The following is a 16,043-nucleotide window of genomic DNA, read 5'->3' on the forward strand; positions in this document are numbered from 1 at the left end:
GAACTATATTGATGTTAATAATTTTGAAATACGAATTTAAAGAATATACTTTGACAGGTCCTGATTCTTCGCAACATCGCCGACCCGTTTCTGGATATACTCCCGGTTAATGGTGATGGAATAATCCTCCGGCAGTTCTGAAGCTTCGAACGAAAGCTCCTCCAAGACTTTTTCGACAATGGTATGCAGTCTCCGTGCCCCGATATTTTCCGTGTAAGCGTTGACATTGTAAGCGATCTGGGCTATTTCTTCAATCGCATTCTCGGAAAAAATGACGTCTATGCCCTCTGTAGAGAGCAGCGCACCATACTGTTTAATCAGTGAAGCCTGCGGTTCAATCAGAATCCGTTTAAAATCTGCAACACTCAACGATTCCAGCTCGACACGGATCGGCAGTCTTCCCTGGAGTTCCGGTATCAGATCGGAAGGTTTCGCTACGTGGAAAGCGCCTGCAGCAATAAATAGAATATGATCCGTCCGGACAGGACCGTACTTGGTCATTACGGTGGATCCTTCAATCAGCGGCAGAATATCCCGCTGGACCCCTCCGCGGGAAACATCAGGACCGCCTGAAGATTCCTTGCCGGCAATCTTATCAATTTCGTCGATAAAAACGATGCCTTCCTGCTCAGTCCGCCGAATGGCTTCCTGCACCGCCTCATCTTGGTCAATCAGATTCTGGGCCTCTTCCTGAGCCAGAATTCTGCGGGCTTCTTTGACGGTTACTTTGCGTTTTTTGCGTTTCTTCGGAAACATTCCGGCCATCATGTCCTGAATGTTGACGCCGAGCTCCATGCCTGAAGCACCAAGCATATCCGTATATTGAGAGCTTTCTTCCACTTCAATCTCAAGGGTATGCTCCTCAAGCTCTCCTTTTTGAAGCTTTTCTTTGAGGAATTCCCTGTCTTTTTCTACTTCCGGAGAAGCAGGGCTTTCTTTTTCCGGTTCATTATCCTGGTTGAATAAATACTGAAATGGATTAATATTGGATGATTCTTTCTTTTTGCCCGGGACAAGTATTGTTAGAAGACGTTTCTCCGCATTCACCTCAGCCTGAGCTTCAACTTCTTGCATTTTTTCGCTTTTGACCATGCGTAAAGCGATCTCGGTCAAATCCCGGATGATCGATTCAACGTCCCTGCCGACATAGCCGACTTCGGTAAACTTCGTGGCTTCCACTTTGGTAAAAGGAGCCTTGACGAGCTTAGCCAGGCGCCGGGCAATCTCTGTCTTGCCTACCCCCGTAGGCCCGATCATTAAAATATTCTTCGGAAGAACATCCTCCTGCAGGGCTGCAGGCAGAAGCGAGCGGCGGTATCTGTTGCGCAGGGCAATGGCTACGGCTCTTTTGGCCTGTTTTTGTCCAACGATATATTTATCCAGTTCGGCGACGATTTCCTTTGGTGTAAGCTGTTCCATCAGTCCACGTCCTCCAGTTCTTCCACGACAATATTTTCATTGGTATAAACACAAATAGAGGCAGCCACTTTCATGGCTTCCCTGACAAGCTCTCCCGCGTTAAGATCCGTATGTGTATTCAGGGCGCGCGCCGCAGCCAGCGCGTAATTTCCGCCTGATCCAATCGCGGCAATACCGTCGTCAGGCTCAATGACTTCCCCTGAGCCGGAAATCAGCAAAATTGTATTTTTATCGGCCACGATCAGCAATGCCTCAAGGTTTCTGAGCATCCTGTCCGTCCGCCATTCTTTGGCCAACTCTACTGAGGCTCTCTGCAAATTGCCGTGATACTCCTCGAGCTTTCCTTCAAATTTTTCGAAAAGCGTAAAAGCATCGGCCACAGAACCAGCAAATCCCGCCAGGACTTTTCCTTGATACAAACGGCGGATTTTACGGGCCGTATGCTTCATCACTGTCGCTTGTCCCATGGTAACCTGGCCGTCGCCTGCAATAGCCACTTTTGATTCCTTTTTGATCGCAATAATCGTCGTTGCATGAAACATGAATATGTTCCCCCTCAATTTGCAGTGTACTTATAATTTTCTGAAGAGTCAAGGGTAATTTTCAAAAATGCAGTAGCTTTTATGAATATTCTAAATATTACTTCATTTTGCTCTTGGGTGAGATTTCAGATAGACGCTCCGAAGTTTTTCCCTGGACAGGTGCGTGTAAATCTGGGTTGAAGACAATTTCTTATGCCCCAGCAGCTCCTGAACACTTCTTAAATCCGCGCCGCCCTCCAGCAGGTGCGTTGCAAATGTATGACGCAGCATATGCGGATGAACATGCTGGTTAAGCTTAGCGGTTTTCTCCAGTTTGTCCAGGATCCGGCGCACTGAGCGCGAACTTAGCCGCATATCTTTGTAGTTTAAAATCAGCGCTTCCTGTTGATCATCCCGCTGCAGCAGGTACCTTTTGACCGCCTCTTCCGCCGGTTCCGTCAAAGGAACAATCCGCTCCTTTTTCCCTTTCCCGAACACCCTGATCAGGCTGCCATCAATATCCACATCTGATTTATTCAAGCTGACAAGCTCGCTTACCCTAAGTCCCGAACCATAAAGCAGTTCGACAATCACCTGGTCGCGCAGTCCGTTCTTTTCATCCTGATTGGAAGCTTCCAGAAGCTTTTCCATATGCTCCTGGAAAAGAAAACGCGGGAGATTTTTGCCGACTTTGGGCGTTGCAATTTTCTGTATAGGGTTCTGGCTGACAATTTCTTCGCGGCAGAGATATTTAAAAAAAGAACGCATTGCAGCGATTTTTCGGGCAATGCTTTTTCTTTTCAGTTCCCTTTCTGTCATCTGACCAATGTAACTGCGGACAATATATTTATCAATCTGGCTAACTTCAAGACTTTCGGTCTCGATTCCGAGTTCATGGGCAGAGAATTCCAGAAACTGAATTAAATCACTCTGATAAGCCGCAAGCGTCAGTTCGGAAGAATTTCTGGTTTTGAGATATGCGGTAAACACATCCAGGGCTTTATCTGCCAGCACCTGTTTCACCACCCATATTCATAATGTAGTAGACCGATTCATTAAGCCTATGGTTCGGGTTAGTCTCCGTAATGGATGACCGCTTTCGGCTGTTGTGCCATCCATGGCACAAAAAGCCGCGCTGCGCAATCCATGCTCCGCTTGACGCTGGACATCCATTACGGAGACTAGTCTGGAGTAGTATAAGCTTTTTTGGAGTTAGCGTTATTCTGAGAACCTATTCTAGTATACCGTTCTCTAAATAACTAGACATTTAACCCTTCATAGCTTGGTCTGTGTGCCACAGTTCCAGCGTAAGCGGAGCATGGATGCGGAGCGCGGCAGTTAGCGCCATGGAGGGCGCTATCTGCCGAGAGCGGAATGTGGCGCGCAGACCAGACCCAAATAAATATAAAAAGATCAATGTACTAGAGTTGTTTTTCTTCGATGAACCTTTCCAGCTCGTGCAACGCCCTTGCCGATAACCTTGCATTTTTTTCGCGTTTTCCTTTGATTCGTTCCCCGAGAGGAGTGATTAGACCAAAGTTCATATTCATCGGCTGAAAATGAACACTGGGCGAACCTTCCAAATGGCGGGCGAGTCCGCCAAGCGCTGTTTCAGGCGGGAAGACAAGCGTATCCTGTCCATTCAGCAGGCGGGCCATATTCAATCCGGCCAAAAGCCCGCTGGCCGCGGATTCGACATAACCTTCCACGCCGGTAATCTGACCGGCAAAAAACAGATCTGGCTTCATCCTGCAGCTAAAATCAGCATTCAGGACTTCAGGCGCATTCAGGAACGAATTCCTGTGCATGACACCGTAACGTACGAACTCAGCGTGTTCTAAGCCTGGTATCAGCCTGAACACGCGTTTTTGTTCGCTCCACTTTAAATGTGTCTGGAAGCCAACTAAATTCAGAAGGCTTCCCTGGATATTTTCTTTCCGCAGCTGAACAACAGCAAACGGTTTTTTACCGGTATGCGGGTTCATAATCCCGACAGGTTTTAACGGCCCGAACGCCATCGTCATGAGTCCGCGCTGGGCCATGACCTCGATCGGCATACAGCCTTCAAACACCAGATTTTTTTCAAAACCTTGAACCTCGGCAGCTTCGGCCTGAATCAGGGCCTCATAAAAAGTTTCATACTCTTCTTTGCTGAGCGGGCAATTCAGATAGTCTGCCTCGCCTTTGTCATAGCGGGATGCCCAAAAAGCTTTGGACAGATCAACGGTCTCAAGATCGACAATCGGTGCCGCCGCATCAAAGAAAGACAACGCCTCTTTCCCGGTCAGCCGCAGAATATCCGCAGCAAGTTCATCTGTTGTCAGCGGCCCTGTGGCAATGATCACTTTTTCGTCCGCCGGAATCGTTTTCACTTCCTCGCGGATGATATTAATATTCGGATGACCCGAGACCTTATCGGTAACCATTTGCGCAAAAAGATTCCTGTCAACAGCCAAAGCCCCTCCGGCCGGTACAGAAGTCTGGTCTGCTGCCGCCATGATCAGCGAATTCAAACGCCTCATTTCTTCCTTCAGCAGCCCGACAGCATTTTCAAGGCCGGCAGCCCTCAGCGAATTGCTGCAGACCAGCTCGGCAAATTGTTCCGTTTGATGAACGGGTGTGTTTTTCAGCGGACGCATTTCATAAAGATCGACGTCAATCCCGCGCTGGGCCATCTGCCAGGCAGCTTCGGGCCCCGCAAGGCCCGCGCCAATGATTGTCGCTTTTGCCATAGTACCCATCCTAGTCGTGTAGTATCGTTCTTAGATTCTAATTTTTATTCTGTTTCCTTGATTTCTTCGGTAAACCTGCAGTCCTGATTGATGCAGACATATTTTTTGTTTTTTCTGGTACTTTTCTCGGTCATTACCCCGCCGCACTCCGGACAAGGGTGAGGTGCCGGTTTCTCCCAGGAAATAAAATCACAGTCCGGGTATTTGCTGCAGCCGTAAAACTTACGTCCTTTTTTCGATCTCCTGACGACAAGTTTTTCTCCGCATTTCGGGCAGTTCACGCCGATTTCCTCGAGTAAAGGCCGCGCATTCCGGCAGTCAGGAAAACCGGGGCAAGCCAAAAACTTTCCGAACCGTCCCATCTTGATGACCATATTCCTGCCGCAAAGTTCACAGACTTCATCTGAAACTTCATCCTCAACTTTGATTTTGCCGATCTTCTGCTCAGCTTTATCAAGTGTATCGGCAAACGGGCCGTAAAATTCTCCGATAATTTTCTTCCAATCCGATTTTCCGTCTTCGATATCGTCAAGCTTTTCCTCCATGTTGGCTGTAAACTCCTGGTCGACAATATCCGGAAAATGCTCTTTCAACAAGTTGATCACAATTTCACCAAGCTCGGTTGGAACAAGTTTCTTGTCTTCCTTTGCTACATAGCCCCTCGTTTGAATCGTTTCAATCGTCGGCGCATACGTACTCGGACGCCCGATCCCCTCTTCCTCCATTTTCCGGACCAAGGTTGCCTCAGTATAACGCGCCGGGGGCTCGGTGAAATGCTGCTTCTCCTGAAGCTGCCTTAACTGCAGCTTCTGCCCGATGTTGAGATCTCCTTTCAGGCAGTTTTCCTCATTATCCAGTTTTTCCGGTTCATCGGTGCTTTCTTCATAGACGGTGAGATATCCCGGAAACTTCACTGCTGAAGCATTGGCTCTTAAAAGGTAATCACCGGCCAGAACGTCTACGGTAATCGTATCATAAACCGCCGCACTCATCTGGCTGGCGACAAAACGGTCCCATATCAGCCGGTAAAGCTTGAACTGCTCCCGTCCGAGAAAGCCTTTGACGGATTCAGGCGTCCTGAGAGCGGATGTTGGTCTGATTGCCTCGTGCGCTTCCTGGGTCCGGCCTTTGCTGGCAAATTTCCTCGGCTCTTCGGGATAATAGGCTTCGCCGTAAGTCTCGAGGATAAAACCTTTGGCCTCCTCCTGTGCAGTGTCGGCGATCCGGACAGAGTCCGTACGCATATACGAAATTAATCCGACCGTACCGGCCTTCCCGAGATCAAGTCCTTCATAGAGCTGCTGGGCCAGCATCATCGTCTTTTTAGGTGTATAGTTTAATTTGCGGTAGGCTTCCTGCTGGAGACTGCTGGTCGTAAAAGGAGGCGCCGGCTGTTTTCGCTTTTCCTTCGTTTTTACCTCTCCGACTGTGAATGCGGCCGCCCGAAGTTCCCGCAATACTTCATCCATCTGCTCGCGGCTCGAAATCGTGATCTTTTTGCCCTGCTTATGAAGCAGTTTGGCGGCAAAACTGCCGCCCCGGCACAAGAATTCCGCATCCAGAGTCCAGTACTCTTCCGGTTCAAAGTTGCGGATTTCTTCTTCTCTGTCACAGATCATTCTGACCGCAACAGACTGAACACGTCCGGCACTTAAACCTTTTTTAACTTTCCGCCACAGAAGCGGGCTTAATTTGTAGCCCACCAGTCTGTCCAAAACCCTGCGCGCCTGCTGGGCATCTACGAGATGCATATCCAGTTTGCGAGGTTTTTTAACGGCATTTTGAATCGTTGGTTTCGTTATTTCATGAAATTCGATCCTGCTCAGCTCTTCGGGATTCAGACCGAGCAAGTGCGTCAAGTGCCAGGCAATCGCTTCACCTTCCCTGTCGGGGTCGGACGCCAGCAAGACACGGTCGGCAGTCTTCGCTGCAGCTTTAAGCTCTTTGACCAAATCGCCGCGTCCTCTGATTGCAATGTATTTCGGCTCAAAATTATGATCGACATCAACCCCGATCTGGCTCTTTGGCAAATCTCGCAGATGTCCCATGGAAGCTTTGACCGTATAATTCTTAGACAAAAATTTGCTGATGGATTTTGCCTTGGCCGGGGATTCAACGATAACCAAAGTTTTCGACATGCTTCACCTCATGATTTCTCTCAATGTAATTCTATTGTATCAATATTGATTAAAATTTGATTAATATTACTAAATTATCTTCCTTAATCCTATGCATCGTTTCTGATTTAACCCTTAAAAAAAATAGCAACACAAATTATACCATTTATTTTCAAAACCACAATGGTAAAACAAAATATTGTACAAATGAATAACGTTTTTAACGCTGAAGGACATAATGCTGGCCTGGCAGCTGCAAAATCTCTCCGGCAAGCTGGAGCTCCAGCAGTCCCAGTGCAATGCCCTGAGCCGGAAGCGGGCATAAGACAGCCAACCGGTCAATATGCAGCGGAATATCGCTCAAACACCCCAGGATTTCAGCCCATTTCGATTCTGTTTGCCTCATTCCCTTAGACCTTACCCGAGTCGTTCCTTCTCGACATGCCAGAACTTCGGATAGCCTGTTTTCGGGTGTGAACGGAGCCAGTTCGCTCAGTACATCCTTCATGTCCTCCGTTACTTTTGCGCCCATCCGCAGCAGCTGATGTGTTCCCCGGCTTAGCTTACTGAAGATCGGACCTGGAACAGCGTACACCTCCCGTCCCTGTTCCAGGGCACAGTCAGCTGTAATCAGTGCGCCACTTTTTTCGGCTGCTTCAACCACAATGACTCCGCGGGACGAACCGCTGATCAGCCTGTTCCTGGCCGGGAACTGTCCTGGCTCGGGCGGAATACCCGGTGGATACTCACTTAACAGTGCGCCTTTTTCCATAATGGAATCTGCGAGCTTCGTATTCTCGTACGGATAGATCGTATCAAGCCCTCCGGCCATAAAGGCCCAGGTAATTCCACCGGCCTCAAGTGCTCCTCGATGCGCTGCCGTGTCAATGCCTCGGGCCAAACCGCTGACCACAGCATAACCTTCTCCGGCAATCCCACCGGCTAAAAAAGATGCCGCCGCTTTGCCATAGGGTGAAGCCTTTCTCGCACCCACCACCGCTATTCCCTCCTGCTGAGCCTGAAGCACACCTTTGTAAAACAGCACAGGGGGTGCATCCGGACACTCGGCCAGTAAACATGGGTACTCTGACTCTCCCGGCATAACCAAGGATATACCTTTCCTCTGCAGTCTTTCCTGAAACGCTCCAAGATCAAGTTCTGCCCTGTGCTGCAGAAATTCTTTCACCCAAACGAGATGGGCTAACTCGGAAAAAGCACCGGCAGGCGCTTCCAGAGCTTGAGCAGCACTCCCAAAATAGGCTATCAGCTGACGCAGTCTTTGACTACCGATCCCTGAAATGGTCAAAATACTTGCTCGAAAGATTTTTTCCTGGATTATCCTCATCATGATCCCTCCAACAACAGCGATTCGACATATTCCATATTTTTCCTGCCTAAACCATTTATTTTGAAGAAGGAGGAGCCTTAAGAACTGGGTGCAGTTCAAAAAGCGCCTCCTTTTCTATGGGCAAATTGCTTATGCTACCGGCGGATCATACAGATCGTTCGTAGTCATGTCAATTACCCGGATATCCCGTATCGTGACCAGTTCGCCGCTGGGGCTGTTAAATATATTCTTGGCAATAACCGTTTCCATCGCGGTCTGGGCCTCAGCCAGCGTCAGGTCCACCCTCGGCTGGGGGACGGAAATAATGAAGGATTTGCCGCCGGTGGTGAGAAAAGTTAGCTTTAACACCTTGCTTGTAATAATCGCCATTTTAATCACCCCCTGAAGATTTGCCTTGACAATCACATTGGCATTCACACTAAACCTAGCCAGTCTTTCAGATAGATTTGCCGCTGCTTATTCATCCGTAAGCTCCCAGTTTTTGCTGAGCACAACATTCAGCAGCGGATACTGGCTCAAACCGGATAGAGCCGCTGCAACATCATAGATGTCTTGACTCGTGGCAGTAGGCTTCACATAATTCAGGCTTTTCTTCTGGGTCACCGGGCCGCCTGCCGGCGAAGTCCCGGTCTGGTATTTTGTTGACACGATCGAATCCAAAGTTATTTCTGTCACTGCCATGGTTCATCCCTCCCTTCAACAGTTTGACAAGCCGGGCTTGTTCGTTCCCGACCTTATATACTATGAGAGAGATTGTCCGATGTTAAGGATTTGGGGAAATAAAAGATTTCTTCCCTAAAATAAAAAGCCTGACGACTGAGCTTGTCACACTTTTAAGCCTGGCCACGTATCCTATGAGTGAAATCAGCCCCAAGGAGTGTGGATATCTTGACGGATCCAGTGACTAATCCAGTAACTGATACATTATCTAATACGGTATCTGATACACTAACGGATATCATCAGCGGACGCACGCCGCATGTCATAGCAGCTGAAATTAACATGATCAAATACCAGACGGAGAGGATCTACCTTGCCGCCGCTGTCGAGATTGGAAGGCGGCTGACGGAGGCCAAGGCCCTGCTTAAGTTTGGAGAATGGGGCAAGTGGCTGGAGGAGTCGGTCGATTTCTCTCAGAGCAGGGCCAATAAACTGATGCGTATCTTCAAAGAGTACGGAGCAGGACAGCTTAGCTCCTCAAATTCGGATCCGGCTCCGAATTTAAACTACAGCCAGGCGGTGATCCTCTTAGGAGTCCCAAAGGAGGAACGGGCGCAATTTATCGTTGATATGGATATCGAGGGGATGACCAAGCAGGAACTCAGGAAAGCGGTCAAGGAACGGACGCAGGCCCGGCAAGAAAAAGACCTGGCCTTACAAAAGAACACAGATCTCCAGAAAACAGTGGCAGACCAAAGCGATATCATCACCGGGCTGACATCAGAACTCGCCCATCTGAAGGTCCAATTGGAGAACGTCAAGACGTCCAAAGCAGAACTCGCTAAAACGGCCAGGCAGCTGAATGATGCGCTGGAATCGCTCCAAAAAAGCTCAGCCGCCAAGGGCTACGAGCGGATGAAAACAAACTTCCTGAATACGTCGCTCAAAGTCAGGGCCAACCATATCGCCTTCCTCTGTGAAAACTTGGATCAAACCATGAAGGAAGTCAAGCATAAGCTGCTCCAAATCGCCCCTAATGACAAGGAGACGTATATCATTTATAAGAATAAAGTTTACGATCTTCTGAATGTGTGGCTTAAAGACGAGACGTGGAGCAGGTAAGCTTACCCTATCGGAAATGCGCAGTAAGAGATGGTGGATGATGAAGAGCAAATATGTTTTCCCGGCCATTATTGAGCGGAATAAAATAAGCAGTAAATATACGGTTGTTTTCCCGGATCTGCCGGGCTGCGCCTTCGAAGCAGAGGATTTTATCCAGGCATATTACTGGGCCGGACCCAGGCTGGAGTATCATTTATATAGGATGGACAAAGCGTATGAGCACATCCCCGAAGCTTCAGATACTTCAGGCTGGGAGATCGCAGCGGACGCTATCGTTGTTCAGGTAGCGGCCGGTCTGCCGGAGTACCGGAGAATGTTCGGCCCAAAATACGCCAGAAAAGCCATCGGGTTTCCCAACTGGCTTTTCCAATTGGGGAAAAAAGACGAGCCGATGTCCGCGCAGAACATCCGGGAGGTATTAAGGGAGAAGCTGGGGATTGACATGCTGCTTGAAAACGCTCATGATTTATCCGAAGTGTTCGGGAATGAAGACGGGTCGTTTTAATTTATAATCTATCTACGGGCTGTAAATATTTCAGCTAGAAAAAGGTTTGTCTAAATAAAGACTAACCTTTTTCTGGCTTATCGTTGCCACGTAATGAGAAATCAAACCTTTCGCAGCAAAAATTAATTTCATTTATCATTTTCTTCTATTTCGCAGTTATCCTCCAAGTAATTTCTTCTTCGCTTATCGGCCTTACATTATTTCCAAAGTCAAGTTTCTAATAAATATCATCGTTATTTTGTTCTATTACGATATCTTGACCTTCAAATTCAGGTAACTTTTTCTTTCTTATCCTATTTCCAACCAATAGTAATATAATCGAGAACAGATAAAAAGCTAGAGCTAATCCGAAATACCTAAAAATACTAGGGTTCATTGCCATGTATAAACCTAATGGCAATAAGATTAAGAATACTATGATTAAAGGCCATACTTTTTTTAAAACAGAAGATACTAGCCCTACAATCCCAGGTAGAATTTGGGTTATTATATATAGTTTCGAAGCATGTTGCCCTTTTGCAAAAAAGATAAGGATTACCCATAATGTAATAGATATTACCGAGCCACAAATTCCAAATAAAGCTCCAACTTTCTGATAATAATTACTTTGTATGCGATAAGAGGGAAACTTCATTGACTTACCTCCTCGTAAATTGAAAAGAAAAATTTAAAATGTTAATTAATTATACTCACAATATTGTCGTGAATAGTTGACATTGAATCAAATAGTTTTCTTATGAGACCATGGTTTTAACAACTCTGTTATGATCAATTTACTCAATGCTGAAAATCTTCCAAAAGAAATATTAATAAAACAATTGTTCATATTCAAAAACCTCCAATAAATCAATAAATGAAGGTTTTTGGTAAAATATTTAGATACATCAATGAAACCCAAAGTTAATATGTCGTGTAATTAAAGCTTAATAAAAAATAATCCTCTCCACTCCTTGTAGTTGAAGCCGTATAATAAGCACTCCCATTCCAGCCACCTTGACAAGTTATGCTATGGCTTACATATGTTGCATAATTAGGTAAAATGAAGTCCCAGTTATAAAAATCAGCAGTATTTGAGCTAGTTACTGAAGGCACCCCCTGACTTAAGCCCGTCCAATAAAGACCATTACAGTACCAATGTGTACCAAGAATTGATGGATTAGCCGCATAATAGCCTTCATATCTGCTTTGTAAATAACTGGTAGTCCCTTCATTATACCAATATAACTCATTATAAGTTTGGCATAGAACATATCCAGGAGGATCAAATGTTGTTGCAGCAACTCTTAAAGAATATGATCCTCGACTGGATAAACCAGACTTAGAAGACGGGCTGTTCCTTTCTATTGTGCTTGTAATTTTTTCTAATTCTTTACCTGTTGCTTTTCTGGCTTTATACGTTTTATTTTCTTTGTCAATAGTAACGGTATAAGATTCTAGCCCTGCATCTTTCTCTTTATGATCCTTTACAGTTAATGTTGCACTGTCTGTGTTCATAATTAATTCAACATTATCCAGTATTTTTTCTGTTTGTACATCTGGCGAAAGTTGAATAACTTTACTTGTTGACTCGATTGCATAAACCGGCATAGTAAAACAAATCAACATTAATAAGCTCAGAACAAGACATAACATCCTTTTTGCTTTAAACATTTATTCTCCTCCTTAAAAAAATACTTTTTGATATTAAATTCTTTAATATTACATATATCACCCCCCAATGAACATCTATATATTGCTATATTATCAAACATATGTAAATACCATTGCGCTCATTTATCTATTTTCAACAAAATGAGCAAAATATTGACACTGATGAATAAAATTGACAGTAATATTATAGAGTAAGAATACAGAAGCTAAAAATTATTCATCGTATGATATTTTTGGGATTTCCAGTACAGCAAAAATTACATAACAGTAAAGCTATGAGACAGAAGCCTCCTAATATTGATTAGAAAACTTATCTCATAGCTTTTAATATTTATTAACGAATTCTTATTTCTCGTTCGAGTGTATTGTAATAGGTACATGTGCAATTTACAAGTTTCTCCTTATTCCTTTAAAATCTATCGTTGCCGTCTGATATTGATGATTTGAAAATTAGGCAGCAAAAGTTGAGTAAAATAGCAAATGCGGGCTCAAAGAGCCCGCAAACACTGTATCATTATCGGTCGGAGATAACCGTCTATGAATGTAAGAACTGCCAAAACTGCCTTAAGAATTTAGCTCCAAATAAGCCTTTTGCAGGATCAGAGCATCCTCCTCAAGCTTCGGACTTTCACAAATCACGGTTCCCTGGATGCCAAAGCTCAGGCAGGCTTTAAGGATTTCCCGGAATTTCAGGTCAGCTTCTTGCAAAACGAGATGTCTCTTTTCGCCTTTCGGACCATATTCAATCCCGGAAATATGGAAATGCGCATTGCTTGTCCACTTCTCACCAAGCCCTTCGGCTGTCTGCTCAAGAATCGCGCAGAACTCGTCATAGCTGTTGAATTGACCATTGGCTCTGGCATGCAGATGGCTGAAGTCAATACAAGGCAATACACCCGGAACCTCCTGCGCTATTTTGATCGTTTCGCCGAGATCGCCAAACTGGGAGGGTTTGCCTGTCGTTTCAGGCCTCAGGATGACTTGATTACCTTCCTGATCAAGTTCCTGCCGGACATCGCTGAGTTCTTTGACTACTCTGGCTAAGACGGTATCCGAAGTATCCCCGGAATAAAATGCCGGATGAAAGACGATGCTTCCGGCCCCAAGTATCCTGGCAATCCTGGCAGTATGAATAATCCTTGTTTTGCTTGCCTCAACTTTTTCCGTTTCACTGGAATTCAGGTTGATATAGTAAGGCGCATGACAAGACAGGGATACGCATTCTTTTTTCGCAGTTCCCCCGGTCTTTAACGCTTTGTCTTCCTTCATTCTCACCCCGTGAACGAACTCGACTTCCATCGCATCCATTCCGAGTTCCCTGATTCTTAGGATTCCGGCCTCGGTGGATGCTTCCTTGGAAGACAAAGGCACTCCGGCCGTGCCAAACTTGATGCTCATGCCGATCTCCCCTTAGGACAGATATTTATTGAAGAAAATCTCTTCAACATTTTCGGTTCCCTTAATCTCTTTCAATTTGCCGATGACTTCCGAATCGGCTTCGGTTTGAATACCGACAATCATAATGTTTCTGCTCATGGAACTGATCTTGCCAACCTGCATACTGGTAATGTTGATGTTATGCTCACCTAATACAGTCCCGACTTTGCCGATCATTCCCGGATAATCCTCATGTGAGATAAGCAGGAACCACCCCGAAGGATCTATTTCAACCCTGAAATCGTCGATCTCCACAATCCGCTGTTCGCTTTTGCCGAAAAGCGTGCCTGCTACCTTATGCTCAGTCAAATCAGTTTTAACGGTAATGCTGATCAGATCAACAAAGCTTTGCGCCTCTTTGCTTTTGATCTCCTTGACGGTTATGCCGCGTTCTTTCGCAACTTCAGGCGCGTTGACAATATTGACCTCTTCCTGAAGAATTGGATTTAAGACCTCTTTTATGGCTGCCAGCGTCAGCATTTTGGTATCCGCAGTGCTGATATCTCCATTATAGCGGACTTCAATATTTTTTATTCTTCCTTCAGTCAGTTTGACAGCCAGAACACACATTTTTTGCATCAAGTGAAGGTAAGGCTTGATCATATTCATGACATCTCTTGATACAGGCGGAATATTCAGTGAAGTTGAGACCGGTTCGGATCTCAGCGCAGCAAGCACTCCGCGGGCTGCGCAAAGTGCAACCTCATTTTCAGCCTCCTGCGTCCGGGAGGCAATCCTGGGAGTGCAGACCACATTCTCCATCTTCACCAGCGGATGATCTGACTGAAGAGGTTCTTCAGCAAACGCATCCAAAGCTGCCCCGGACACAATCTCTTCCTGCAGTGCCCAGATCAAAGCTTCCTCATCAATGATTCCGCCTCTGGCACAGTTAATAATCTTGATGCCCTTTTTCATTTTAGAAAACGCATCTTTATTCAGCAGATTGCGCGTGTCAACTGTCGCCGGAATATGCAGCGTCAGGTAATCTGCTTTACTTAAGATCTCATCCATATCCACCAGCTCGATCCCCAGCTCTCTGCCTTTATCATCACTTAAAAACGGGTCATAGGCAATCACTTTCATATCGAACGCTTTGGCCCGCTTGGCCACGCCCATGCCGACCCGCCCCAGGCCGATGATGCCCAAGACCTTTTCTTTCAGCTCCATTCCCAGGAACTTCTGTCTTTGCCACTCTCCGCGCTTGACGGAGGAATAAGCCTGAGGAATCCTTCTGGCCAGAGCCAGGATCATCCCGATGGTATATTCAATGGAAGAAGCACTGTTGCCCTGAGGGGCATTCAGGACAACAATCCCCTGCTTTGTGGCTGCCTGAATATCGATATGCTCAACTTCCAGACCGGCCCTTCCGATTACTTTCAAATTCCTGCCAGCTTCAATGACTTCACTGCTGACAATCGTATCGCCTCTGATGACCAGAGCATGATATTTCGGAATCATTTTGATCAGTTCTTCCTGAGATAATGTACAATAGGTATCCACGTCATGTTCTTCACGCAGCAGTTGAATTCCAGCCTCTGCCACTTTGTTATTCACCAGAATCTTCATCTGACTCTACCCCCAGTATCTGAAATAACTAAACCTCCCATCCCCATGGAGACGAGAGGTAATACCTTCCCTTGCAGCGATTTGCCTAAATTCTAGATTATTTTGATTATAGAGTTTATTGATTATTCTGTCAAGAATCCGTCTTTTATATCAACATACTTGCCAGATGATTGTCCTCAGTATCACGCAATCACTCTTCTGCTGCCCCGGTAATGCTCCGCCCAGTAACGCTCATCCATCGAAGAAATCTGTACGCAATGCTTGGCCGCAGAAATAAACTTGTTATCCCCGAGATAGATTCCTACATGACTTGCTCCCGCTCCGTTGGTATGAAAAAAGATCAGATCACCAGGTTGTAATCTTGCTTTAGGTATGCCAACCCCCTCTCTGAATTGTTCGTACGATGTCCTTGGAAGTTGAATTCCATTCTCAAGGAATACTCTTTGAACCAGCGCTGAACAGTCGACACCGGATCTAGACCGGCCGCCCCATTTATAGGCAGTCCCTTCCCAGGTTAGTACCGAAGCTACGATACCGGCCTGAATCTCTGCTTTTTCTTTGCTTGCTTCTATCAGGGAAAGCGTACTGACATTTACACAAGAAAAGCTGCTATTGCCAGCTTTTTCCTCCATAATTCTAATATTGTCGGTCCGCATTGGGCCTTCGTCAACCGTTTTAGCAGGAGCTGCCGTAATCTTCGTACGCAAGGAGGCAATCTCCTGCAGGGCATAAGGATTTGAGGGGACTACGGCAGTTCCGGCCAGTAGAAGTGCTGTTAGGCCAATCACCTGTTTTGGAACGAGGGTGGGCTGATTGGATTCTGTCAAAGGGAGCGCAACTTGCATGATTCGAAACTCCTTTCTAAATAAAATCCAGACAGTCTATATCATTTTTTTATGCAGAAAGAAGATGAATTATGCTTTTTATCCGGCCAGACAAAGAAAAAGGTTGTCTGCATTCATATCA

At 46.0% G+C, this 16,043-nt stretch carries 15 protein-coding genes; 2 read left to right on the plus strand and 13 right to left on the minus strand.

The features are described 5' to 3' along the window. Positions 1-36: 36 nt before the first annotated feature. The 8 genes from hslU to NC238_16625 all read right to left on the minus strand — a co-directional run bounded on the left by hslU (position 37) and on the right by NC238_16625 (position 8,818). Entirely contained in the window at positions 37-1,419 is a 1,383-nt protein-coding gene (hslU, locus tag NC238_16590) for an ATP-dependent protease ATPase subunit HslU (protein ID MCM1567527.1), read from the minus strand. Beyond that, the gene (hslV, locus tag NC238_16595) at positions 1,419-1,961 is read right to left on the minus strand and encodes an ATP-dependent protease subunit HslV (GenBank protein MCM1567528.1); all 543 of its coding nucleotides are present in this window, start codon (positions 1,959-1,961) and stop codon (positions 1,419-1,421) included. The genes hslU and hslV overlap by 1 nt, the downstream gene beginning before the upstream one ends. Before the next feature lie 102 nt (positions 1,962-2,063). Beyond that, positions 2,064-2,954, minus strand: coding sequence for a tyrosine recombinase XerC (locus tag NC238_16600; GenBank protein ID MCM1567529.1), 891 nt, complete (start codon positions 2,952-2,954; stop codon positions 2,064-2,066). Between the two features lie 407 nt (positions 2,955-3,361). After that, positions 3,362-4,672: a methylenetetrahydrofolate--tRNA-(uracil(54)-C(5))-methyltransferase (FADH(2)-oxidizing) TrmFO gene (trmFO, locus tag NC238_16605; GenBank protein MCM1567530.1), complete on the minus strand. Its 1,311-nt coding sequence runs from the start codon at positions 4,670-4,672 to the stop codon at positions 3,362-3,364. 44 nt (positions 4,673-4,716) lie between these two features. Continuing rightward, on the minus strand, positions 4,717-6,810 hold the full coding sequence (gene topA / locus NC238_16610) for a type I DNA topoisomerase (protein MCM1567531.1): 2,094 nt from the start codon (positions 6,808-6,810) through the stop codon (positions 4,717-4,719). A 199-nt stretch (positions 6,811-7,009) separates the two neighbouring features. After that, the gene (gene dprA, locus NC238_16615; GenBank protein ID MCM1567532.1) at positions 7,010-8,137 is read right to left on the minus strand and encodes a DNA-processing protein DprA; all 1,128 of its coding nucleotides are present in this window, start codon (positions 8,135-8,137) and stop codon (positions 7,010-7,012) included. A 129-nt stretch (positions 8,138-8,266) separates the two neighbouring features. After that, the gene (locus tag NC238_16620; protein ID MCM1567533.1) at positions 8,267-8,506 is read right to left on the minus strand and encodes a DUF2922 domain-containing protein; all 240 of its coding nucleotides are present in this window, start codon (positions 8,504-8,506) and stop codon (positions 8,267-8,269) included. Between the two features lie 87 nt (positions 8,507-8,593). Next, positions 8,594-8,818: a DUF1659 domain-containing protein gene (locus NC238_16625; GenBank protein ID MCM1567534.1), complete on the minus strand. Its 225-nt coding sequence runs from the start codon at positions 8,816-8,818 to the stop codon at positions 8,594-8,596. A gap of 207 nt (positions 8,819-9,025) precedes the next feature. Between NC238_16625 and NC238_16630 the strand changes: the two genes are divergently transcribed. Together NC238_16630 and NC238_16635 are read left to right on the plus strand one after the other, a co-directional pair. Further along, complete coding sequence (locus NC238_16630; protein MCM1567535.1) at positions 9,026-9,919, plus strand: DUF3102 domain-containing protein; 894 nt, start codon at positions 9,026-9,028, stop codon at positions 9,917-9,919. Between the two features lie 37 nt (positions 9,920-9,956). After that, a complete protein-coding gene (locus NC238_16635; protein ID MCM1567536.1) occupies positions 9,957-10,424 on the plus strand; it encodes a type II toxin-antitoxin system HicB family antitoxin in 468 nt (155 codons plus the stop codon). 217 nt (positions 10,425-10,641) lie between these two features. Here NC238_16635 and NC238_16640 read toward each other — a convergent pair whose 3' ends face one another. From NC238_16640 to NC238_16660, 5 genes are all read right to left on the minus strand, one after another. Further along, on the minus strand, positions 10,642-11,058 hold the full coding sequence (locus NC238_16640; protein MCM1567537.1) for a hypothetical protein: 417 nt from the start codon (positions 11,056-11,058) through the stop codon (positions 10,642-10,644). A gap of 266 nt (positions 11,059-11,324) precedes the next feature. Beyond that, positions 11,325-12,074 carry a hypothetical protein gene (locus NC238_16645; GenBank protein ID MCM1567538.1) on the minus strand — a complete coding sequence of 250 codons (750 nt, stop codon included), beginning with the start codon at positions 12,072-12,074 and terminating at the stop codon, positions 11,325-11,327. 564 nt (positions 12,075-12,638) lie between these two features. Further along, positions 12,639-13,472 (minus strand): TIM barrel protein, encoded by an 834-nt coding sequence (locus tag NC238_16650; protein MCM1567539.1) that lies wholly within the window; start codon positions 13,470-13,472, stop codon positions 12,639-12,641. Positions 13,473-13,484: 12 nt separating this feature from the next. Then, entirely contained in the window at positions 13,485-15,077 is a 1,593-nt protein-coding gene (gene serA, locus NC238_16655; GenBank protein ID MCM1567540.1) for a phosphoglycerate dehydrogenase, read from the minus strand. A 182-nt stretch (positions 15,078-15,259) separates the two neighbouring features. Further along, complete coding sequence (locus NC238_16660; GenBank protein ID MCM1567541.1) at positions 15,260-15,922, minus strand: NlpC/P60 family protein; 663 nt, start codon at positions 15,920-15,922, stop codon at positions 15,260-15,262. Positions 15,923-16,043: the final 121 nt, after the last annotated feature.

The organism is Dehalobacter sp. (assembly GCA_023667845.1).
Taxonomy (GTDB): domain Bacteria; phylum Bacillota; class Desulfitobacteriia; order Desulfitobacteriales; family Syntrophobotulaceae; genus Dehalobacter.

Excerpts from the sequence above, each read along its gene's own strand:
- NC238_16640 (MCM1567537.1), bottom strand. The coding sequence starts at position 11,058 with ATGAAGTTTCCCTCTTATCGCATACAAAGTAATTATTATCAGAAAGTT.
- NC238_16635 (MCM1567536.1), top strand. The coding sequence starts at position 9,957 with ATGATGAAGAGCAAATATGTTTTCCCGGCCATTATTGAGCGGAATAAA.
- hslV (MCM1567528.1), bottom strand. The coding sequence starts at position 1,961 with ATGTTTCATGCAACGACGATTATTGCGATCAAAAAGGAATCAAAAGTG.
- hslU (MCM1567527.1), bottom strand. The coding sequence starts at position 1,419 with ATGGAACAGCTTACACCAAAGGAAATCGTCGCCGAACTGGATAAATAT.
- topA (MCM1567531.1), bottom strand. The coding sequence starts at position 6,810 with ATGTCGAAAACTTTGGTTATCGTTGAATCCCCGGCCAAGGCAAAATCC.
- NC238_16660 (MCM1567541.1), bottom strand. The coding sequence starts at position 15,922 with ATGCAAGTTGCGCTCCCTTTGACAGAATCCAATCAGCCCACCCTCGTT.
- serA (MCM1567540.1), bottom strand. The coding sequence starts at position 15,077 with ATGAAGATTCTGGTGAATAACAAAGTGGCAGAGGCTGGAATTCAACTG.
- NC238_16620 (MCM1567533.1), bottom strand. The coding sequence starts at position 8,506 with ATGGCGATTATTACAAGCAAGGTGTTAAAGCTAACTTTTCTCACCACC.
- trmFO (MCM1567530.1), bottom strand. The coding sequence starts at position 4,672 with ATGGCAAAAGCGACAATCATTGGCGCGGGCCTTGCGGGGCCCGAAGCT.
- NC238_16650 (MCM1567539.1), bottom strand. The coding sequence starts at position 13,472 with ATGAGCATCAAGTTTGGCACGGCCGGAGTGCCTTTGTCTTCCAAGGAA.
- NC238_16645 (MCM1567538.1), bottom strand. The coding sequence starts at position 12,074 with ATGTTTAAAGCAAAAAGGATGTTATGTCTTGTTCTGAGCTTATTAATG.
- dprA (MCM1567532.1), bottom strand. The coding sequence starts at position 8,137 with ATGATGAGGATAATCCAGGAAAAAATCTTTCGAGCAAGTATTTTGACC.
- NC238_16625 (MCM1567534.1), bottom strand. The coding sequence starts at position 8,818 with ATGGCAGTGACAGAAATAACTTTGGATTCGATCGTGTCAACAAAATAC.